Raw genomic sequence first — 20,873 nt, forward strand, 5'->3', positions numbered from 1 at the left:
GCGGGGCGGGCCGGGGTGCGGCCGGTTTCGCCGTGCGCGCGGCCGCCGGGCCGACGCCGCGAGCCGTGGCCTCGGCGTCGACGAGTTCGCCGATACGTGCGCCGGCCCGGCGGCCCTCCAGGTGGAGGCGGCCGACGTTGACGCGGTCCTCAGCGAGCAGCGTCAGCACGGCGGTGCGACCGGCCGCGTAGGTGGCGACGTAGCCGTGGACGCCGCGCACCAGCAGTTCGCGCAGGTCGCCCTGGCCGGTCACGTCCGTCAGGCGCACGGACACGCCGAGCGCCGTCGCGGTCAGCGCGGCGAGGCTCTCGGCCTCCACTCCGGGTGTGTCGTGGGCCAGCACCAGGCCGTCCACGCTCGCGGCGAGGGCGCCGGTGAGCTGCGGGACGCGGGCGCGCAGCCTGCGCAGCTCCTCCAGGATCTCGGGCTCGGCTGCCATCCGGTGTCTCCTCTCAAAGGGCCTCCAGCGCATCCCTGAGCCTCTTCAGCAGCGTGATGTGGGGGTCGGTGGCGTGCTGTGCGAGCCGCTCGGTGAGGCCGGGCGGCGGCGGGTCGGCGAGGGCCGGGGGCGGCGCGCCGGCCGCGGGAGGCCGTCGCGGTTCGGCGTCGGGTGCGGAGGCCGGGTGCGGCGCGGAGGACGGGTGCGGCGCTGCGGTGGCGGCGGCGGGCGTCGCCGGTCCCGGGGCGGGTACGGGTTCGGGGCGGGGCGCGAGCAGGCCGGCCGCGGCCAGCCGGCGTACGTCCACCAGCGTGTGGAACGCCTGCCGGCCCAGCTCCCGGGCCAGGTCGGCGGCGGTGCGGGTGCCGTCGAGCCGGTCCAGCAGGCGCTGCTGACGGGCGGTGGGCCGGGGCGCGGCGGCGGTGTGCGTCCGCACCAGCGGCGCGTGGTCGGGGCGCGGGTCGGGCCAGACGCGGTGCAGCAGGTCGCGGCGGCGCAGCGTCTCGCGCTCCAGCGCGGCGACCGGCACCGGCAGGACGGGGCCGAGCCGGTGGGCGACGCCGTAACGGAACCGGCCCGGGGTGCTGCTCGGGGCGAGCGCGAAGTAGGCGGCGTCGTAGAGCGCGCCCAGGTGGCACACCTGGAGGGCTCCCTCGGTCAGGTGGCCGCCGGCCAGCAGGAACCTCGCGGCGCCGCGGTGCTCGTCGGCCCGGGACAGGGCCTCGCTCCAGACCTCGGCCCGTACGGTGCCGTGCGCGGTGAGCAGGGCGTCGAGACCGAGCGACAGCGGGCTCTCGGCGTACGTCACCAGGCCCTCTTCGAGGTGGAGGGCGCCGCCCTCGCGGACCAGGACGCCGGTGGCCCGTTCCGCGGCGAGCCGGGTCAGCATCGGCGAGACGCCGCCCCAGGCCCGCTCGGCGGCGGTGGCCTTGTCCCGCACGGGCAGCGGGGGAGGGGTGTCGACCACGGTCATCCCAGCACCAGCCGCTCGGCCATCTCGCCCAGGCGTATTCGGGCCAGCGCGAGGTTGCCCTCCGCGCGGGTCAGCCACAGGTGCAGGAACACGCTGCTGTCGAAGGAGGTGTCCACGAACCGCAGCAGGTGGTAACTGTCCCGGTTGCTGACGATCAGGTCCTCCACCGGGGGCCGCTCGCCGCCGGGGTCGTCGCCGGCGGCGAACGCCCCGTGCTCGGCGGCGAGCCGGGCCAGTTCGGCGGCCTCCGCCGCGGTGGTCTCGTGGTCGCCGCCCGGGGACTCCCCGACGGTGCCCAGGGCCAGGCCGCTCGTCCAGTCGACCAGCGCGGCGCCTCTGGCTCCGGGCAGCCGCATGGCTTCCAGTAGGCACTCGTCGATTCCGGGCACCGTTGTTCCCCTCCCGCCTGGGGTTCGGCTGAGTGATGCAGACGCTACGCACGGTGCACGGGGGCGGTGAGGGTTACGGCATTTTCCAGTGGAACATGCGCCCGAGGGGCTAACGTGGGTCGACTGACCCGGATTTCCCAGCGCCCGCGCCGCGCCTCCGCGGCGTTCCGCGGGCGGCGTGTGGACGCGTAGGGCGTGGTGAGCAGCCACCCACGCGCCCCAGCTTCGCGCCGAGCGCCCCCTTCCGCTCCCCCTCCGCTCCGGGCGCCTCTTCCCGCCCCGGGCCCCGCCCCGCTGCGCTCCGGTCCCGCCCCTCCCGGCCTCGCACCCCACGCGCCACGACCGAACGTATTGACTAGGTCTATTCAGCGAGCCACTATGTGAATAGACGCAGAAACAATCCCTCGGGAGCAACCGCCAGGAGGCAGCTCATGTCAGGACCCCGCCCGCCCGCCTCCCACCACCGCCCTCAAACGAGGCCCTCCGGGCCGCCCCCTGGTGGAGTACGAGCGCCGCGCGGTACGGAACTGAGCGCCCTGGGATGGCAGCAGGAGGCCGCGCTGCGGATGCTCCAGAACAACCTGGACCCCGAGGTCGCCGAGCACCCCGACAAGCTCGTCGTCTACGGCGGCACCGGCAAGGCCGCCCGCGACTGGCGCTCCTTCGACGCCATGGTCCGCACCTTGCAGACCCTCAAGGCCGACGAGACGATGCTCGTCCAGTCCGGCCGCCCGGTCGGCGTGATGCAGACCCACGAGTGGGCCCCGCGTGTCCTGCTCGCCAACTCCAACCTCGTCGGCGACTGGGCCAACTGGGAGGAGTTCCGCCGCCTGGAGGCCCTCGGCCTGACCATGTACGGCCAGATGACCGCAGGCTCCTGGATCTACATCGGCACCCAGGGCATCCTCCAGGGAACCTACGAGACCTTCGCCGCCGTCGCCGCGAAGAAGTTCGGCGGCACCCTCGCCGGGACGATCACCCTCACCGCCGGCCTCGGCGGCATGGGTGGCGCCCAGCCGCTCGCCGTGACGATGAACGACGGCGTCGCCCTCTGCGTCGACTGCGACCCCCGCGCCATCGACCGCCGCATCGAGCACCGCTACCTGGACGTCCGGGCCGACTCCCTCGACCACGCCCTCCAGCTCGCCACCGAGGCCCGCGACCAGCGCCGCCCGCTGTCCATCGGCGTCCTCGGCAACGCCGCCGAACTGGCCCCGCAGCTCCTCGCCATGGGCGCGCCCATCGACATCGTCACCGACCAGACCTCCGCCCACGACCCGCTGGCCTACCTGCCGCTGGGCGTCGACTTCGACGACATGGCCGACGAGGCCGCCAAGGACCCGGCCGGCTTCACCGCCCGCGCCCGCGAGTCCATGGCCCGGCACGTGGAGGCGATGGTCGGCTTCATGGACGCCGGCGCCGAGGTCTTCGACTACGGCAACTCCATCCGCGGCGAGGCCCAGCTCGCGGGCTACGACCGCGCGTTCGCCTTCCCCGGCTTCGTCCCCGCCTACATCCGCCCGCTGTTCTGCGAGGGCAAGGGCCCCTTCCGCTGGGCCGCCCTGTCGGGCGAGGCGTCCGACATCGCCAAGACCGACAAGGCGATCCTGGAGCTCTTCCCGGAGAACGAGTCGCTGGCCCGCTGGATCAAGCTGGCCGGCGAGCGCGTCCACTTCCAGGGCCTGCCGGCCCGCATCTGCTGGCTCGGCTACGGCGAGCGCGACAAGGCCGGCGAGCGCTTCAACGACATGGTCGCGAGCGGCGAACTCGCCGCCCCGATCGTCATCGGCCGCGACCACCTCGACTGCGGCTCCGTCGCTTCCCCGTACCGGGAGACCGAGGCCATGCTCGACGGCTCCGACGCGATCGCCGACTGGCCGCTGCTCAACGCCATGGTGAACGTCGCCTCCGGCGCTTCCTGGGTCTCCCTCCACCACGGCGGCGGCGTCGGCATGGGCCGCTCCCTCCACGCCGGCCAGGTCACGGTCGCCGACGGCACCGCGCTCGCCGGCGAGAAGATCCGCCGGGTCCTCACCAACGACCCCGGCATGGGCGTCATCCGGCACGTGGACGCCGGGTACGACATCGCCGACTCGGTGGCCGGCGAGCGGGGCGTGCGGGTCCCGATGCGCGAGGGTGACGGGGCGTGAGCTTCCACAGCATGTGGGCGGAGCTGCTGCCGGTCGGCCGCAGCTCCGCCTCCGGCGGGTACCGCCGCTTCGCCTGGACCGGCGCCGACGCCGAGTGCCGCGCCTGGTTCGAGGACCAGGCCCGCACCCGGGGACTGGCCTGTGAGACCGACCGCAACGGCAACCAGTGGGCCTGGCTCGGCGACCCGGCCGCCGGGGACGCCGTCGTGACCGGCTCGCACCTCGACTCCGTGCCCGACGGCGGCGCCTTCGACGGTCCCCTCGGCGTGGTCTCCGCCTTCGCGGCCCTGGACGAACTGCGCCGCAGGGGAGCGCGGTTCGCCAGGCCGCTGGCGATCGTCAACTTCGGCGACGAGGAGGGCGCCCGGTTCGGGCTCGCCTGCGTCGGATCGCGGCTGACCGCGGGGGCGCTCACGGTCGAGGACGCGCACCGCCTCACCGACGGCGACGGGATCACCCTGCCCGAGGCCATGGAGGCCGCCGGGTACGACCCCGAGGCCATCGGCCCCGACCCCGAACGCCTCGCCCGCGTCGGCGCCTACGTCGAACTCCACGTCGAGCAGGGCCGCGCCCTGGACCTCACCGGCGACGCCGTCGGCGTGGCCAGCGCGATCTGGCCGCACGGCCGCTGGCGGTTCGACTTCCGCGGCGAGGCCAACCACGCCGGCACCACCCGCCTCGCGGACCGCAGCGACCCGATGATGTCGTACGCCGAGACGGTCCTAGCCGCCCGCCGCGAGGCCGAACTCGCCGGCGCCGTCGCCACCTTCGGCAAGATCGCCGTCGAGCCCAACGGCGTCAACGCCATCCCCTCCCTGGTGCGCGGCTGGCTCGACTCCCGCGCCGCCGACCAGCACAGCCTGGACACGGTGGTCACCGGCATCGAGAAGGCGGCCCGCGAGTACGCCGCCGCCCACGGCGTCGACCTCGACGTGGTCCGCGAGTCCTTCACGCCCGTGGTCGAGTTCGACCACGCCCTGCGCGACGAACTCGCCCGCGTCCTCGGCAAGGACACCGGTCTGACCGTGCCCGTCCTCGGCACGGGCGCCGGACACGACGCGGGCATCCTGTCCGCGCGGGTGCCGACCGCCATGCTGTTCGTGCGCAACCCCACCGGCGTCTCGCACTCCCCGGCCGAGTCCGCGGCCGAGGACGACTGCGTGGCCGGGGTGCTCGCGCTCGCCGACGTACTGGAAGGACTGGCCTGCACGTGAGCCCCACCGAGCCGAACCCCGCCGCGCAGACCTCCGCCGCGCAGACGCGGACGTACTGGCTGGAGCACGCCTGGCTCGGCACCCACGTCGAGCCGGGCGTCGCCCTCGACGTGCGCGACGGCCGCGTCGCGGCCGTCCGCACCGGCGTGACCGCCCCGCCGCCGGGCGCCGAGCCCCTGCGGGGCCTGACGCTCCCCGGCCTGGCCAACGCCCACTCGCACGCCTTCCACCGCGCGCTGCGCGGCACCGTCCAGGTCGGCAGCGGGACCTTCTGGACCTGGCGCGAGGTCATGTACTCGGTGGCCGACCGGCTCACCCCCGAGACCTACCACGCCCTCGCCCGCGCGGTGTACGCCGAGATGGCCCTCGCCGGCGTCACCGCCGTCGGCGAGTTCCACTACGTCCACCACGCCCCGGGCGGCGCCCGCTACGCCGACCCGAACGCGATGGGCGAGGCGCTGATCGCGGCCGCCGCCGAGGCCGGGGTGCGCATCACCCTCCTCGACACCTGCTACCTGTCCGCCGGTTTCGGCGAGCCGCCCCAGCACCACCAGCTCCGCTTCTCCGACCGGACCGCCGAGGCCTGGGCCGAACGCTCTTCAGTTCTCAAGGACCGTGATCACGCACGGATCGGCGCCGCCGTCCACTCGGTGCGGGCGGTGCCCGCGGCCCAGTTGGCGACGGTGGCGCGCTGGGCTGAGGAACGGCGGGCGCCGCTCCATGTGCACCTGTCCGAGCAGACCGCCGAGAACGACGCCTGTCTGGCGGCCCACGGCCGCACCCCGACCCGGCTCCTGGCCGACCACGGCGTCCTCGGGCCGCGCACCACGGGCGTGCACAACACCCACCTCACCGAGGCGGACATCGCGCTGCTCGGCGACTCCGCGACCGGCACCTGCATGTGCCCGACCACCGAACGGGACCTGGCCGACGGCATCGGCCCCGCGCCCGCCCTCCAGCGCGCCGGCTCCCCGCTCTCCCTGGGCTCCGACAGCCACGCCGTCATCGACCTGTTCGAAGAGGCCCGCGCGATGGAGCTGAACGAGCGGCTGCGCACCCGCACCCGCGGTCACTGGACGGCCGCCGCCCTGCTGCGGGCCGCCTCCGCCGACGGTCACGCGGCCCTCGGCTGGGACGAGGCGGGCAGCCTCGTGCCCGGCGCGCTCGCCGACTTCACGACGGTCGCGCTGGACTCGGTCAGAACCGCGGGGCCGGCGCCCAGGCTCGGCGTCGAGACGGCCGTATTCGCGGCGACCGCGGCGGACGTGCGGCACACGGTCGTGGCCGGGCGGCACGTGGTGCGCGACGGGGCGCACGCCCTCGTACCCGACGTGCCGCGGGCGCTGACGGCCGCCGTCGCCGCCCTGCACGGCTGACCCCCACCGCCATCTGCGAGGACACCATGAGCAGCACGGACACCGCCGTCAGCACGGTCATCACCGGCATCAGCACGCTGGTCACCAACGACCCCTCCCTCGGCGACGGAAGCCCTCTCGGTCTGGTCCGGGACGCGGCCGTCGTCATCGAGGGCGACCGCGTCGTGTGGACCGGTGAGTCAAGCAAAGCACCCGCCACTGACAACCGGGTCGACGCGGGCGGCCGGGCGGTGCTGCCGGGGTTCGTCGACTCCCACTCCCACCTGCTCTTCGCGGGCGACCGCACCGAGGAGTTCAACGCCCGCATGTCCGGCCGGGCCTACAGCGCCGGCGGCATCCGCACCACGGTCGCCGCCACCCGCGCCGCGAGCGACGAGGAACTGGAGGCGGGCCTGGTCCGCCACCTCGCCGAGGCCCTGCGCCAGGGCACCACCACGTTCGAGACGAAGTCCGGCTACGGCCTCACCGTCGCCGACGAGGCCCGCGCCCTGCGCATCGCCGCCCGGCACACCGACGAGGTCACCTACCTCGGCGCGCACATCGTCTCCCCGGACTTCGCCGATGACCCGGCCGCGTACGTGGACCTGGTCACCGGCGAGATGCTGGACGCCTGCGCCCCCCACGCCCGCTGGATCGACGTGTTCTGCGAGAAGGGCGCCTTCGACGGCGACCAGGCCCGCGCGATCCTCACCGCGGGCCGGGCCAGGGGCCTGCACCCGCGCATCCACGCCAACCAGCTCTCCTACGGCCCCGGCGTGCGGCTCGCCGTCGAACTCGACGCGGCCAGCGCCGACCACTGCACCCACCTCACCGACGCGGACGTGGACGCGCTGGCGAGCGGCCGCACGGTCGCCACGCTGCTGCCGGGCGCCGAGTTCTCCACCCGCGCCGCCTGGCCCGACGCGCGCCGGCTGCTGGACGCGGGCGTCACCGTGGCGCTGTCCACGGACTGCAACCCCGGCTCGTCCTTCACGTCCTCGGTGCCGTTCTGCGTCGCGCTCGCCGTGCGGGACATGGGCATGACACCAGACGAGGCGGTCTGGTCGGCCACGGCCGGCGGCGCGGCGGCGCTGAGGCGCGACGACATCGGCCGCCTCGCCCCCGGCGCCCGCGCCGACCTGCTCCTCCTGGACGCGCCCAGCCACGTCCACCTGGCCTACCGGCCGGGTGTGCCGCTGGTCTCCCAGGTGTGGCGGCGCGGGGTGCGCGAGGTCTGAGCCGTCCTGTGCGGCGCCCGGGGACCTCCGGGCGCCGCACAGGACGTCCCGGCCGCCCGCGGCCCGGAGACGGCGCCGGAGGCGCCGGGGATGCGGGGATGCCGGGGACGTCGGGGGCGTCGGGGACGCTGCCCGGTCACTCCACGACGGTGAGGCCCTTGCGCAGGCGTACCAGGGTGCGCGACAGCAGCCGGGAGACGTGCATCTGGGAGATGCCCAGCTCCTCGCCGATCTCCGACTGGGTCATGTTGGCGACGAACCTCAGGGACAGGATCTTGCGGTCCCGGGAGGGGAGTTCGGCGATGAGCGGCTTCAGCGACTCGACGTACTCGATGCCCTCGATCCCGTGGTCCTCGTAGCCGATGCGGTCCGCGAGCGCGCCCTCCGACTCGTGCTCCTCGGGCTGGGCGTCCAGCGAGGAGGCGGTGTACGCGTTCGACGCCGCCATGCCTTCGACCACCTCTTCGTTGGACAGGCCGAGGTGGGCGGCCAGTTCCGTCACGGTGGGGGCGCGGTCCAGCCGCTGGGCCAGCTCGTCGCCGGCCTTGGCCAGGTCGAGCCGCAGTTCCTGGAGCCGGCGCGGGACCCGCACGGACCACGAGGTGTCGCGGAAGAAGCGCTTGATCTCGCCGATGATGGTTGGCATCGCGAAGGTGGGGAACTCGACCCCACGCGAGAGTTCGAACCGGTCGATGGCCTTGATCAGGCCGATCGTGCCGACCTGGATGATGTCCTCCATCGGCTCGCTGCGGGAGCGGAAGCGGGAGGCGGCGAACTTGACCAGGGCGAGGTTGAGTTCGACGAGGGTGTTGCGGACGTAGGCGTACTCGTGGGTGCCCTCCTCCAGCGACTCCAGCCGCTCGAAGAGGGTCTTGGACAGGGCCCGGGCGTCGTCGGGGGCCACGTCCTCGTAGGGCGGGATGTCCGGGAGTCCGGCCAGTGCGTCCGCTGCGCCGATCGGCTCCAGGTGGACCGGAGTGGGTGTCGACGTCGCCCTCGGGGTGTGCGAGGCGTCGAGCCGGGATGACATGATGTCCTCCATCGTTCTCGGCATATGGCTGCCGAAGCCAGTTCGTGCACTGCGGTGTGCGGCGCCTCCAAAGCCGGCCGTGTCGGGTACGTGTCTCTACTAGCCCTACCCGCTTTCCCGGGGCCGCCGCAAGTGCGTTCTGTGGAAGTATGTCCGTTTGTGTGCGGTTGTTCGGGTGTCGGAGCGCTGCGGGAAGGCGTAGTGTTCGAGGGCGTCAGTCAGCAGCCAAGACCCCGGGAGAGAGACGGCATGGACCGCGGGACGGTCGGCAGTGCACAGTCGGGCCGGCTTCTGGTGGAGGTACGGCAGGAAGGTTCGAGTGCCGTCGTGACCCCTGCGGGGGAGCTGGACCACCACACGGCCGACCTGCTGCGCGAGCCGCTGGAGGAGTGCCTCGACAAGGGGCGCTCGCGCCTGGTGGTGGACTGTTCACGCCTGGAGTTCTGCGACTCCACGGGGCTGAACGTCCTGCTCGGGGCGCGTCTGAAGGCCGAGGCGGCCGGGGGCGGGGTGCATCTCGCCGGAATGCTGCCGGTGGTGGCCCGGGTCTTCGAGATCACCGGAGCGGACGCCGTCTTCAGCGTGCACGACACGCTGGAGGACGCGCTGGTCGAAGAGACCGGCTGAGCCGGCCGCCGAGCAGACGACGTGTTCCCTACGTATACGCATCCGTACGCACCGGTGCCTCCTGGCCCGCCCGTCCCGGGCGTCGCGCCTCGGGGGCCGGAAAACGGGGGTGTCCCGCGGGAACGGTCGGGCAGGAGACATCCTGAACGTGCCGGTCGCCCGGACCGGGAGCCGGCGAGGAGCCGGACGGCGTGTGCGGGGACGGACATGTCCGCGTGTGCAGTGCCTTACATGTGTAGTGACTTCTGAATCGTTGAACTTGGTGAATCGGTGAGGTGAAGCGCTGATGAGCACCACCCGGCCTTACCCGCCGGGCGACCGCGGCCCGGAGCCCAGCGGCGCTTCGGGGGTGTCCGAGGGGGGCGTGCCGGCGGACGACGGTGCGTCCGCTGGTGCGACGGCCGTGCCGGCGGCTCCGTCGGGGGGTCGTCAGGTCCGCAGGCTGAGTTTCGCGGACGAGAGCGGCGTCGTGCCGATGGCGCGCGACTTCACCCGCCAGGCGTTGCACGCGTGGGGGTGGCTGCCCGCCGCGGGCGCCGACCAGCGGGCGGCCGCGGAGGACGTGCTCCTCGTCGTCTCCGAGCTGGTCACCAACGCGTGCCTGCACGCCGAGGGGCCCGAGGAGCTGGAGCTCGTCTGCGACAACAAGGTGATCCGCATCGAGGTCGCCGACCGCGGCGCCGGCGAACCCGCGCCGCGCACCCCGCACCGCGCCGGCCGCCCCGGCGGCCACGGCATGTTCATCGTCCAGCGCCTGTGCCTGGACTGGGGCGTCGTACGCGCCCCGGGCATCCCCGGCAAAAAGGTCTGGGCAGAACTGGGCGCCCCCGCCTAGCCCTCCGGGACACTCCCCAGCCTGCCCCCGGCCCCGCCACCCCCCGGCCCGGCGGGCCCACCTGCCCCCGGCCCGTCCCACCCGGCCCGGCCTCCGGCCCGGCTTGGCAGCCTGGCCTTCCGGCCCGGCTCGGCCCGCACGCCCCGCCTCGTCCGGTTCGGCCCTCGGGCTCGCCTCGCCTTCCCCGTCTTCCGGCCCGCCTGGTCCGCTTGACCTCTCGGCTCGGCCCGCCCGGCTCGGGCTCGGGGCCGGCTTGGCCGCCCGGTCTCCCCGGCCTGCCCCACCGGCCCGGCCCTCGGGCTCGCCTCGCCTTCCCCGTTTTCGGCCCGGCTGGTCCGCTTGACCTCCTGGCTCGGCCCGCCCGCCCGGCTCGGGCTCCGGTCTGGTTCGGCCGCCCGGCCTTCCGGCCTGCCCCACTGGCTCGGCTCGTCCGGCTCGGCTCTCGGGCTTGCTCCACCTATCCGGCCTTCCGGTCCGGCCTGGCCCGCATGGCGTGGCTCGTCCGGTCCGGGCCTTGGGCTCGTCTCGCCTTCCTCGTCTTCTGGCTCGCCTGGTCCGCCTTGGCCTCCCGGCTCGGGCTCCGGCCCGGTCTGGCCGCCCGCCCCACCGGCCCGCCCCACCGGCCCTCGGGCTCGACCCACCGCCCCGGCCTTCCCTGCCCGCCCGGCCTGGTCTCCGGCCTCGGCTCGTTCGGCTCGGCGCTGGGGCTTGCTCCGCCGTGCCCGCCTTCCGATCCGGCTCGGTCGGTCCGGCTTGCCGGCCCTGGGTGCCCGGCTGGCCAACCGGGCTGGTGGTTCGGCGTCCGCGGGGCCACCACGGTCGCCACGGGGCGCGTAACCGGGGCCCCCGGTGGTCGCCGTGGTCCTCCGGACCGGCGCGGGCGCGTTCGCGGCCGGGGCGGCCCCCGGTGCCGTCGCCGGTGGGGGCCGCACACCTCCGGGCGCCGTAGTCGCCGTACGTCACCGTGGGCGCCCGTGCCGGGGGCGGGCGCCGTGGCCGCCTCACCCCCCGGCAGGGCGGGCGCGGTGCCGGAAACGCCCGGAGGGCCACCGCACGTCCCGTCGGGGGAGTGGGGTGGCCCTCCGGGGAGGAAGGGGCGGCTCGGGTCAGCGGACGTCGCCCATGAGCTGCTTGACCTTGTTGCGGTACATCCACACCGCCACACCGGCGACGACGGCGAGGGCGGCCTCCAGGGTCACGATGCCCGTCTTGTTGAGGTTGACGCCGGCGATGGAGAGCAGGCCGGTCGTGGCGTCACCGGCGGTGACGGCCAGGAACCAGACACCCATCATCTGGGAGGCGTACTTCGCGGGCGCCATCTTCGTGGTGACCGACAGGCCGACCGGCGAGAGCGTCAGCTCACCGACGGTCTGCACGAAGTAGATCGCCACCAGCCACATCGCGGCCGCCTTGTGACCGCCGTCGGCGATCGCCAGCGGGGCGAGGAAGAGGAAGAAGGACGCGCCGATCAGCACCAGGCCCATCGTGAACTTCACCGCGGTGCTCGGCTCCTTGCCGCGCCGGGCGAGGGCCAGCCAGGCCCAGGCGAAGACCGGGGCCAGCGCCATGATCATGACCGGGTTGACCGACTGGTACCAGGAGACCGGGAAGCCCCAGCCGAAGACCGTGTTCTTCGCCGAGGACTCGGCGAACAGCGACACGGTCGAACCGCCCTGGTCGTAGATCATCCAGAAGACGGCCGCGGCGACGAAGAACCAGATGTACGCGCTCATCTTCGACTGGTCGGCGCGGTCCAGCTCCTTGTCCCGCTTGATCCGGGCGATGACCAGGACGGGGATGACCAGACCGGCGACGGTGATCGGGACCAGCAGCCAGTTCAGGGTGTAGACGCCGGAGAAGCCGACGATCGCGTAGAAGACGACCGCGACGCCCGCCCACAGAGCGGCCTTGGCCAGCGTGGCCTTCTTCTCCTGCTCCGACAGCGGCGTCGGAACGACGTCCGAGCGGGCGTCCAGGTGGCGCGAGCCGAGCAGGAACTGGACCAGACCCAGCGCCATGCCGAGCGCGGCGAGCGCGAAGCCGAAGTGCCAGTTCACGTTCTCGCCGACGGTGCCGATGATCAGCGGCGCGGCGAAGGCGCCCAGGTTGATGCCGATGTAGAAGAGCGTGAAGCCGCCGTCACGGCGCGGGTCGTCCGCACCCTTGTAGAGGTGGCCCACCATCGTGGAGATGTTGGCCTTCAGCAGGCCCGAGCCGATGGCGACGAGGCCGAGGCCGCCGAAGAAGCTGCCCGACCACGGCAGGGCCAGCGTCAGATGGCCCAGCATGATGATCGCGCCGGCCACGGCGACGGTCTTGCGGGGGCCGAGGACCCGGTCCGCGAACCAGCCGCCCGGCAGGGCCAGCAGGTACACGAGCGAGAGGTACACCGAGTAGATCGCGGTCGCGGTGGCCGCGTTCATGTGGAGCCCGGCAGGGGCCACCAGGTACAGCGGGAGCAGGGCCTTCATGCCGTAGTAGGAGAAGCGCTCCCACATCTCGGTCATGAAGAGTGTGGCCAGGCCGCGGGGGTGGCCGAAGAAGGTCTTCGCGGAACCGGGGGTGCCCGGGCGGACCGAGTCCTTCGTCAGGCTGGACGCCATGGTCGTTCCTTGCTGGTCGGGACGCGCGCTTCGACGAGCGGACGGCGCGCCCGGTGGGGGGCTGGCCGGCACCGGCAGGACCTGTCGTCCACCCCACGCCCAGGGGAGTACGCCCCGGGTTGCGGAGCGACGGACGGCGGCCACCGGGATCCACGCCTCGCAACGCGACGGTGCGTCCAGCGAGGCCCGGCCCTAGGTCGTTCCTTTCGAGGCCGGAAAGATCCGGCCGGCACACAAAAGGGACCCTCAGCGTCTAATGAGCGCCAAAGGTCCGCTGCGTGCTACAGGCGTTCAGGTCACCATACGACAGGACAGTGCCGGAAATGGAAGGACTTGAGACGCGGATCACAGGAACCAACGGAACCGCACACGTGTTTTCGAAGGTGTTCTCAAGGATCGCACCCCTGCCTCACCGGTCGCGACCGGTCACGGTGGACGCCCCGCAAGGACCCGGTGGAGGCTTCGTGGCGGCCCGTCCGACGCTCTCCCGCCCCCGGGCGGCAAGGTAAGAGTGGCCGGATTCGATCACACCGCAGCACCGCCCATGGGGGTGGCGCGGGCGGACTACCATCACTCCATGACCCGTGTACTGCTCGCCGAGGACGACGCGTCCATCTCGGAGCCGCTGGCCCGCGCACTGCGCCGGGAAGGCTACGAGGTCGAGGTGCGTGAGGACGGACCCACCGCGCTCGACGCCGGAATGCAGGGCGGTGTCGACCTGGTCGTGCTGGACCTCGGTCTGCCCGGTATGGACGGCCTGGAGGTCGCCCGCCGGCTGCGCGCCGACGGCCACACCGTGCCCATCCTGATCCTGACCGCGCGCGCCGACGAGGTGGACACCGTGGTCGGCCTGGACGCGGGCGCCGACGACTACGTGACCAAGCCGTTCCGGCTCGCCGAACTGCTCGCCCGGGTCCGGGCCCTGCTGCGCCGAGGCGCCGCCGAGCCGCAGCAGCCGCCCGCCACGCACGGCGTGCGCATCGACGTCGAGTCGCACCGCGCCTGGATGGGCGACGAGGAACTCCAGCTCACCGCCAAGGAGTTCGACCTGCTGCGGGTGCTGGTGCGCGACGCCGGCCGGGTCGTCACCCGCGACCAGCTGATGCGCGAGGTCTGGGACACCACCTGGTGGTCGTCGACCAAGACCCTCGACATGCACATCAGCTGGCTGCGCAAGAAGCTCGGCGACGACGCGGCCAACCCCCGGTACATCGCGACCGTGCGCGGCGTCGGTTTTCGTTTCGAGAAGAGCTAGAGCCCCCGGAGCCGAGCCAAGAGCCGGCTCGCGACGGGCCGAGCGGCCCGAGGCTCCCGTCCCGGCAGGTAAGAGGTCATGCGCCGTCGACTGATCCAGTCCACGCTCGCCGTGGTGCTCGTCGTGATCGCCGTCTTCGGCGTCTCCCTGGTGATCGTGGAGACCCGCACGATCAGCAACAGCGCGCAGGAGCGCGTCGACTCCGAGGCGCTGCGGCTGGCCAGCATCGTCGACAGCCGGCTGCTGGGCGCGGAGACCGTCAACGCGGAGATCCTGCGCGACCAGGTGGCCCCGGGCCAGTACGCGGTCATCGGCATCCCCGGGCACGCGCCGATCGAGGTCGGCGTCAAGCCCACCGGGGATGTGATCCACTCCACGGCCACCGGCGAACAGGGCGAGACCGTGCGGATGGAGGAGCCGCGCTCCTCCGTCACCCGCGAGGTCGGCCGCACCCTGCTGATCATCGGGCTGGTCGCGCTGCTCGCGGTGATCGCCGCGGTGCTGCTCGCGATCCGCCAGGCCAACCGGCTCGCCTCCCCGCTGACCGACCTCGCCGAGACCGCCGAACGCCTCGGCTCGGGCGACCCGCGCCCCCGCCACAAGCGCTACGGCGTCCCCGAGCTGGACCGGGTCGCGGACGTGCTGGACGGCTCCGCCGAGCGCATCGCCCGGATGCTCACCGCCGAACGGCGCCTGGCCGCCGACGCCTCCCACCAGCTGCGCACGCCGCTGACCGCGCTGTCCATGCGTCTGGAGGAGATCACCCTCACCGACGACCCGGACACGGTGAAGGAGGAGGCGAACGTCGCGCTCACCCAGGTCGAGCGGCTGACGGACGTGGTGGAGCGGCTGCTGACCAACTCCCGCGATCCGCGCACCGGCTCCGCGGTCACCTTCGACATCGACGAGGTCATCCAGCAGCAGATCGCCGAGTGGCGCCCCGCCTACCGCAGCGCGGGCCGGGCCATCGTCAGCTCCGGCAAGCGGCATCTGCGGGCGGTGGGCACACCGGGCGCGGTCGCGCAGGTGCTGGCCGCGCTGATCGAGAACTCCCTCATGCACGGCGGCGGCACGGTGGCGCTGCGCACCCGCGTCACCGGCAACCAGGCGGTCGTGGAGGTCACCGACGAGGGTCCCGGCGTCCCCGCCGACCTGGGCGCCCGCATCTTCGAGCGCACGATCAGCGGCCGCAACTCCACGGGCATCGGCCTGGCGGTCGCCCGCGACCTCGCCGAGGCGGACGGCGGCCGGCTGGAGCTGCTCCAGGCCCAGCCGCCGGTCTTCGGCCTGTTCCTGTCCCGCACGCCCCCGCCGAAGCGGACCGCGGAGGACCTGCCGACCGTGCGCTAGCGGTGGACCTCGCTAGCGGTAGACCTTCGGCTGCGGCTTCTTCGGCCGCGGGCTCTGCGGGCCCTTCGGCTGCGCCTTCAGGTACGACTCCGCGTCCGCCACCGGCTCACGGGCGCCGGACCCCGGGTCGCCGGCCGCCGCGCCGCTCTCCCGGCCGGCCGGCAGGGCGCGGAAGACCCAGCTGCGGTAGGACCAGAAGCGGAACAGGGTGGCGATGCCGATGCCGAGGAACTTGAAGACGTTGCTCTGGAGCGGGCTGTGCCAGCCGAAGCCGTACGTCGCCAGGTAGAGCACGCCGTTCTCGATCACCAGGCCGATGGCGCTGAACAGCAGGAACAGCGTCAGTTCCTTGGTGCGGCCGCTCTTGTCGCGGTCCCGGTAGGTGAAGTAGCGGAACCCGATGTAGTTGAAGACGATCGACACGACGGTCGCGATGACGCTCGCCCGCACCACCGGGAGGTCGGTGGTGTGCCGTACCAGGTTGAACACGAGCAGGTTGACCAGCAGGCCCGCTCCGCCCACCGCGCCGAACTTGACGACCTCGCGCCAGGCCCGGCGGATCCGGCCGAGCAGGCCGCCGCCGGACGCGCCGGACGCGCCGGACGCGGGCGGTGCGGGGGTCGCCGGGGAGGCCGGGGACGCCGGTGGGCGTCCCGAGGAACCATGTCCCATGGTCGTGCAGGCCCCCGTCCGGGTCGGTTTCGTCAACCCCGCCATGCTAACCAGCGGCGGGTGCCCGCGCCCGCGGACGGCTCATGACCCCCCGAACGGGTCGGAAAGAGTCCCGGAAAAGACGGGAAAGAGACGGTGAAGGGCTCGGTAAGACGCCCCGGCGCGGGCCGGGGGAGCGCGGGTGCGGGCGGGGCGGGAGCGCGGGATCCGGCCGCCGTGGCCCGGCCGATACCCTAGGGGCGTGACGTTCCCGGTAGTCGGCATGGTCGGCGGTGGACAGCTCGCTCGTATGACACACGAGGCGGGCATCCCGCTCGGCATCAGGTTCAAGCTCCTCAGTGACACCCCTCAGGATTCCGCGGCACAGGTCGTGAGCGACGTCGTCATCGGCGACTACCGCGATCTGGACACGCTGCGGGACTTCGCACGGGGCTGCGACGTGATCACCTTCGATCACGAACACGTACCCACCGAGCATCTGCGGGCCCTGGAGGCGGACGGCATCCCCGTGCGCCCCGGCCCCGACGCGCTCGTGCACGCCCAGGACAAGGGCGTGATGCGGGCGCGACTCGACGCGCTCGGCGTGCCCTGCCCGCGGCACCGGATCGTCGCCGATCCGGCCGACGTGGCGGCGTTCGCGGCCGAGGGCGCGGGCTTCCCGGTGGTCCTCAAGACCGTCCGCGGCGGTTACGACGGCAAGGGCGTGTGGGTGGTCGGCTCGGCCGAGGAGGCCGCCGACCCGTTCCGCGCCGGTGTGCCCGTGCTGGCCGAGGAGAAGGTCGACTTCGTCCGCGAGCTGGCCGCCAATGTGGTCCGCTCCCCGCACGGGCAGGCGGTGGCCTACCCGGTGGTGGAGTCGCGGCAGGTCGGCGGCGTGTGCGACACCGTGATCGCGCCGGCCCCCGACCTGGACGAGGCCCTCGCGCTCAGGGCCGAGGAGATGGCGCTGACCATCGCCAAGGAACTCGGTGTCGTCGGCCACCTCGCCGTCGAGCTGTTCCAGACGCGCGACGGGCGCATCCTCGTCAACGAGCTGGCGATGCGCCCGCACAACTCCGGCCACTGGTCGATGGACGGCGCGATCACCTCGCAGTTCGCCAACCACGTCCGCGCTGTCCTCGATCTGCCGCTGGGCGACCCGCGCCCGCGCGCGAAGTGGACGGTCATGGCCAACGTCCTGGGCGGCGACTACCCGGACATGTACTCCGCGTACCTGCACTGCATGGCCCGCGACCCCCAGCTCAAGATCCACATGTACGGCAAGGACGTGAAGCCCGGCCGCAAGGTCGGCCACGTCAACACCTACGGCGACGACCTGGACGACGTACTGGAACGCGCCCACCACGCAGCCGGCTACCTGAAGGGCACGATCACCGAATGAGCCCCGTTATCGGCATCGTCATGGGGTCGGACTCCGACTGGCCCGTGATGGAGGGCGCCGCCAAGGCGCTCGACGAGTTCGAGATCGCCTACGAGGTCGACGTCGTCTCCGCGCACCGGATGCCGCGCGAGATGATCGCGTACGGCGAGCAGGCGGCCGAGCGCGGGCTCAAGGCGATCATCGCGGGCGCGGGCGGCGCCGCCCACCTGCCCGGCATGCTCGCCTCCGTCACCCCGCTGCCGGTGATCGGCGTGCCCGTGCCGCTGAAGTACCTGGACGGCATGGACTCGCTGCTGTCGATCGTGCAGATGCCGGCCGGCGTCCCGGTCGCGACGGTGTCGGTGGCCGGCGCGCGCAACGCCGGTCTGCTGGCCGTCCGGATGCTCGCCGCCCACGACGAGGAGCTGCGGCACCGGATGACCGACTTCCTCCAGGACCTCAACGACCAGGCCACCGAGAAGGGCAAGCGGCTGCGCGCCAAGGTCGAGGGCGCGGCCGGCTTCGGCTTCGGCGGGGGGAAGTGACCGCGATGAGTTCACTGGACCGGGCCCGGGAACTGCTGCGCGACTTCCCCGTCGTCGACGGCCACAACGACCTGCCCTGGGCGCTGCGCGAGCAGGTCGACTACGACCTCGGCGCCCGCGACATCGCCGTCCCGCAGAACGCCCATCTGCACACCGACCTGCCCCGGCTGCGCGCGGGCGGCGTCGGCGCGCAGTACTGGTCGGTCTACGTCCGCTCCGACCTGCCCGACGCGGTCCCCGCGACGCTGGAGCAGATCGACTGCGTACGGCGGCTGCTGGAGCGCCACCCGGCGGACCTGGCGCCCGCGCTGACCGCCGCCGACATGGAGGCGGCCCGCGGCGAGGGCCGCATCGCCTCCCTGATGGGCGCCGAGGGCGGCCACTCGATCGCGAACTCGCTGGGCGTGCTGCGCCAGCTGTACGCGCTCGGCGTGCGCTACATGACCCTCACCCACAACGACAACACGGCGTGGGCGGACTCGGCGACCGACGAGCCGGTCGTGGGCGGTCTGTCGGCGTTCGGGCGCGAGGTGGTGCGGGAGATGAACCGCCTCGGGATGCTGGTGGACCTCTCGCACGTCGCCGCGACGACGATGCGGGACGCGCTGGACACCTCGGTGGCCCCGGTGATCTTCTCGCACTCCTCCGCGCGCGCCGTCTGCGACCACCCGCGCAACGTCCCGGACGACGTCCTGGAGCGGCTGCCGGCCAACGGCGGCATGGCGATGGTGACGTTCGTGCCCAAGTTCGTGCTCCAGGCCGCCGTCGACTGGACGGTCGCCGCGGATGAGAACATGCGCGCGCACGGCCTGCACCACCTCGACACCACCGAGGAGGGCATGAAGGTGCACCGGGCCTTCGAGGAGGCGCACCCGCGGCCGGTCGCGACCGCGGCCACCGTCGCCGACCACCTCGACCACATGCGCGAGGTCGCCGGCGTCGACCACCTCGGCATCGGCGGCGACTACGACGGCACGCCCTTCACCCCGGCCGGTCTCGACGACGTCTCCGGCTACCCGAACCTGCTCGCCGAACTGCTGGACCGCGGCTGGTCGACGTCCGACCTGGCCAAGCTGACCTGGCAGAACGCGGTACGGGTGCTGGGCGCGGCCGAGGACGTCGCCCGCGACGTCCAAGCCACGCGGGCACCGTCCCACGCGACGTTCGCGCAACTGGACGGCTGACGGAGCCGGCCGTCACCGGGGGCCGTCGGTCGCGGCGGCCCCCTACGGGCGCTCCCCTATGGGTGCTCCCCTACGGGCGCTCCCCCATGGGTGCTCCCTTACGGGTGCTCGATCCGGCAGAGGCAGAACGGATGCCCCGCCGGATCGGCGTAGACCCGGAAGTCCTTCTTCTCGCTGTCCTCCAGGTCCAGCGGGCGCGCGCCGAGGGCCAGCACCCGCTCGTGGGCGGCGTCCATCTCCTCCCAGGTGGACCCGGCGTCGAAGTCCAGGTGCAGCTGCTGCGCGTTGCGGTCCGCGCGCGGCCACTCCGGCGCGGTCAGGCCGGGCGCCCGCTGGAAGGAGAGCCGCGGCCCGCCGGGGATCGCCAGGACCACCCAGTCGTCGTCCTCGGCCCGCGGTGTGCCCCCGCCGAGGCCGGCGTAGAAGCCGGCGAGCGCGTGCGGGTCGGGGCAGTCGAGGACGACGGAACGCAGACGGGCCACGGCAGGCATGACAGCTCCCGGTGTCTTGGGACGTCGGCGGGACCCTCCCGGCGGCCCGGGACGTCAGCAGGCGCAGAGGCAGAACGGGTGCCCGGCCGGGTCCGTGTAAACCCGGAAGCTCTTGCCGTCCGGCTCGGCCAGCGGCTTGGCGCCGAGCGCGAGCACGCCCCGCTCGGCCGCGTCCAGGTCCGCCACGGTCAGGTCCAGGTGGAACTGCTGCGCGTTGCGGTCCGCGCGCGGCCACTCCGGCGCGGTCAGGCCGGGCGCCCGCTGGAACGCCAGCGCGGGCCCGCCGGGCACCGTCAGGTCCACCCAGTCGCCCTCCCCCTCCACCGTCCCGCCCAGCACCTCGGCGTAGAACGCGGCGAGCGCGCGCGGGTCGGGACAGTCCAGTACGACGACACCCAGCTTGGCGAGAGCCATGACTTCCTCCCAGAGAGCGATGACGGTTACCTGCGGTGGCGGTTACCTGAAAGGACGGGTAACCGGTAACGGTTACCGCATGCTGGCCCATTGCCGGTAACCGCGCAACGGTTTTGCGCGGTACCGTCGCCGTATGAGTGAGAGATCGCCCGCACCCGGCGGCCTGGCTCTGCTCCAGTCCCTGGTCAACACGCTGGATCTCGACGGGGGCGCCGACCGGCTCGACACGCCGGAGGGCCGGGCGGAGTTCGGGATCGACGCGGCCGGCCTGCCCGCGGCGCGCGCCCTGCGCGAGTCGCTGCGGGCGGCGCTGCTGGCGCACGCCGGCCGTCCGCCGCACCGCGCGGTGGCCCCGCTGGGCGAGCTGCTGGCCGGGGCCCCGCTGCTGGTGGCCGTCGACGCCCGGGACGGCTCCGCCGCCCTGGCCCCGGCCGACGCCGGGCCGCTGCTCTGCCGGGTGGCCGCCGCGGTCGCCGAGGCGCTCGTCGCGGGCACCTGGACCCGGCTGAAGGCCTGCGAGGCGGCGGACTGCCACTGGGCGTACTACGACCGCAGTCCGGCCGGCCGCGGCCGCTGGTGCACGATGCGGGTGTGCGGGGCGCGCGCGAAGATGCGCCGCTACCGGGCGCGGGCGGGCTGAGCGGCGCGCCGGTGGTGCAGAATGCGGGAGGACGCCGGTTCGGCCGACTGAGCCTCGGCCGAACCGGCGTCACCGGTCCGGCCGCGAAAGCCGTCGCCGTCACCGGTCC

At 73.5% G+C, this 20,873-nt stretch carries 20 protein-coding genes; 12 read left to right on the top strand and 8 right to left on the bottom strand.

Annotated features, from left to right (window positions below; all coding sequences use genetic code 11):
* From ABEB07_RS23610 to ABEB07_RS23620, 3 genes are all read right to left on the bottom strand, one after another.
* On the bottom strand, nucleotides 1-439 hold a 439-nt coding region (locus ABEB07_RS23610), incomplete at its 3' end, for a roadblock/LC7 domain-containing protein (protein ID WP_345670172.1).
* Nucleotides 440-452: 13 nt separating this feature from the next.
* Complete coding sequence (locus ABEB07_RS23615) at nucleotides 453-1,412, bottom strand: hypothetical protein (protein WP_345670173.1); 960 nt, start codon at nucleotides 1,410-1,412, stop codon at nucleotides 453-455.
* Entirely contained in the window at nucleotides 1,409-1,801 is a 393-nt protein-coding gene (locus ABEB07_RS23620; protein WP_164589196.1) for a hypothetical protein, read from the bottom strand. Before ABEB07_RS23620 ends, ABEB07_RS23615 begins: the two co-directional genes overlap by 4 nt.
* Before the next feature lie 431 nt (nucleotides 1,802-2,232).
* Between ABEB07_RS23620 and hutU the strand changes: the two genes are divergently transcribed.
* From hutU to hutI, 4 genes are read left to right on the top strand one after another with little or no spacing between them, the layout of a single operon-like run.
* Complete coding sequence (gene hutU / locus ABEB07_RS23625) at nucleotides 2,233-3,951, top strand: urocanate hydratase (RefSeq protein WP_345670174.1); 1,719 nt, start codon at nucleotides 2,233-2,235, stop codon at nucleotides 3,949-3,951.
* The gene (locus tag ABEB07_RS23630) at nucleotides 3,948-5,165 is read left to right on the top strand and encodes an allantoate amidohydrolase (RefSeq protein WP_345670175.1); all 1,218 of its coding nucleotides are present in this window, start codon (nucleotides 3,948-3,950) and stop codon (nucleotides 5,163-5,165) included. Before hutU ends, ABEB07_RS23630 begins: the two co-directional genes overlap by 4 nt.
* The gene (locus ABEB07_RS23635) at nucleotides 5,156-6,541 is read left to right on the top strand and encodes a formimidoylglutamate deiminase (protein WP_425589067.1); all 1,386 of its coding nucleotides are present in this window, start codon (nucleotides 5,156-5,158) and stop codon (nucleotides 6,539-6,541) included. Before ABEB07_RS23630 ends, ABEB07_RS23635 begins: the two co-directional genes overlap by 10 nt.
* Nucleotides 6,542-6,567: 26 nt before the next feature.
* Nucleotides 6,568-7,758: an imidazolonepropionase gene (gene hutI, locus ABEB07_RS23640; protein ID WP_345670177.1), complete on the top strand. Its 1,191-nt coding sequence runs from the start codon at nucleotides 6,568-6,570 to the stop codon at nucleotides 7,756-7,758.
* Nucleotides 7,759-7,894: 136 nt separating this feature from the next.
* Here hutI and ABEB07_RS23645 read toward each other — a convergent pair whose 3' ends face one another.
* Entirely contained in the window at nucleotides 7,895-8,788 is an 894-nt protein-coding gene (locus ABEB07_RS23645) for an RNA polymerase sigma factor SigF (RefSeq protein WP_176149267.1), read from the bottom strand.
* A 249-nt stretch (nucleotides 8,789-9,037) separates the two neighbouring features.
* Between ABEB07_RS23645 and ABEB07_RS23650 the strand changes: the two genes are divergently transcribed.
* Nucleotides 9,038-9,415 (top strand): STAS domain-containing protein, encoded by a 378-nt coding sequence (locus tag ABEB07_RS23650; protein WP_164589203.1) that lies wholly within the window; start codon nucleotides 9,038-9,040, stop codon nucleotides 9,413-9,415.
* Nucleotides 9,416-9,701: 286 nt separating this feature from the next.
* A complete protein-coding gene (locus ABEB07_RS23655) occupies nucleotides 9,702-10,250 on the top strand; it encodes an ATP-binding protein (RefSeq protein ID WP_176149266.1) in 549 nt (182 codons plus the stop codon).
* Nucleotides 10,251-11,356: 1,106 nt separating this feature from the next.
* On the opposite strand, the gene ABEB07_RS23660 is transcribed toward ABEB07_RS23655, so the two are convergent.
* A complete protein-coding gene (locus tag ABEB07_RS23660; protein WP_164586557.1) occupies nucleotides 11,357-12,853 on the bottom strand; it encodes an oligopeptide:H+ symporter in 1,497 nt (498 codons plus the stop codon).
* A 577-nt stretch (nucleotides 12,854-13,430) separates the two neighbouring features.
* On the opposite strand from ABEB07_RS23660, the gene ABEB07_RS23665 reads away from it, so the two are divergent.
* Both ABEB07_RS23665 and ABEB07_RS23670 read left to right on the top strand, forming a co-directional pair.
* The gene (locus ABEB07_RS23665; RefSeq protein ID WP_020940464.1) at nucleotides 13,431-14,108 is read left to right on the top strand and encodes a response regulator transcription factor; all 678 of its coding nucleotides are present in this window, start codon (nucleotides 13,431-13,433) and stop codon (nucleotides 14,106-14,108) included.
* A 78-nt stretch (nucleotides 14,109-14,186) separates the two neighbouring features.
* Nucleotides 14,187-15,458: a HAMP domain-containing histidine kinase gene (locus ABEB07_RS23670; RefSeq protein ID WP_176149264.1), complete on the top strand. Its 1,272-nt coding sequence runs from the start codon at nucleotides 14,187-14,189 to the stop codon at nucleotides 15,456-15,458.
* Nucleotides 15,459-15,470: 12 nt separating this feature from the next.
* Here the strand turns inward: ABEB07_RS23670 and ABEB07_RS23675 are convergent, their stop codons facing one another.
* The gene (locus tag ABEB07_RS23675; RefSeq protein ID WP_345670207.1) at nucleotides 15,471-16,130 is read right to left on the bottom strand and encodes a GtrA family protein; all 660 of its coding nucleotides are present in this window, start codon (nucleotides 16,128-16,130) and stop codon (nucleotides 15,471-15,473) included.
* Between the two features lie 241 nt (nucleotides 16,131-16,371).
* Here ABEB07_RS23675 and ABEB07_RS23680 point away from each other — a divergent pair, with 241 nt between their 5' ends.
* The 3 genes from ABEB07_RS23680 to ABEB07_RS23690 are packed head-to-tail and all read left to right on the top strand — an operon-like array spanning nucleotide 16,372 to nucleotide 19,219.
* Nucleotides 16,372-17,511: a 5-(carboxyamino)imidazole ribonucleotide synthase gene (locus ABEB07_RS23680; RefSeq protein ID WP_345670180.1), complete on the top strand. Its 1,140-nt coding sequence runs from the start codon at nucleotides 16,372-16,374 to the stop codon at nucleotides 17,509-17,511.
* Entirely contained in the window at nucleotides 17,508-18,035 is a 528-nt protein-coding gene (purE, locus tag ABEB07_RS23685; RefSeq protein WP_345670181.1) for a 5-(carboxyamino)imidazole ribonucleotide mutase, read from the top strand. Before ABEB07_RS23680 ends, purE begins: the two co-directional genes overlap by 4 nt.
* A 5-nt stretch (nucleotides 18,036-18,040) precedes the next feature.
* Nucleotides 18,041-19,219: a dipeptidase gene (locus tag ABEB07_RS23690; protein ID WP_345670182.1), complete on the top strand. Its 1,179-nt coding sequence runs from the start codon at nucleotides 18,041-18,043 to the stop codon at nucleotides 19,217-19,219.
* 98 nt (nucleotides 19,220-19,317) lie between these two features.
* Here the strand turns inward: ABEB07_RS23690 and ABEB07_RS23695 are convergent, their stop codons facing one another.
* Nucleotides 19,318-19,710, bottom strand: coding sequence for a VOC family protein (locus ABEB07_RS23695; protein ID WP_345670183.1), 393 nt, complete (start codon nucleotides 19,708-19,710; stop codon nucleotides 19,318-19,320).
* A 54-nt stretch (nucleotides 19,711-19,764) separates the two neighbouring features.
* On the bottom strand, nucleotides 19,765-20,124 hold the full coding sequence (locus ABEB07_RS23700; protein WP_345670184.1) for a VOC family protein: 360 nt from the start codon (nucleotides 20,122-20,124) through the stop codon (nucleotides 19,765-19,767).
* 133 nt (nucleotides 20,125-20,257) lie between these two features.
* Here ABEB07_RS23700 and ABEB07_RS23705 point away from each other — a divergent pair, with 133 nt between their 5' ends.
* The gene (locus tag ABEB07_RS23705; RefSeq protein WP_176149259.1) at nucleotides 20,258-20,764 is read left to right on the top strand and encodes a CGNR zinc finger domain-containing protein; all 507 of its coding nucleotides are present in this window, start codon (nucleotides 20,258-20,260) and stop codon (nucleotides 20,762-20,764) included.
* Nucleotides 20,765-20,873 lie beyond the last annotated feature (109 nt).

Origin of the sequence: Streptomyces similanensis (genome assembly GCF_039543625.1) — a bacterium.
GTDB lineage: Bacteria > Actinomycetota > Actinomycetes > Streptomycetales > Streptomycetaceae > Streptomyces > Streptomyces similanensis.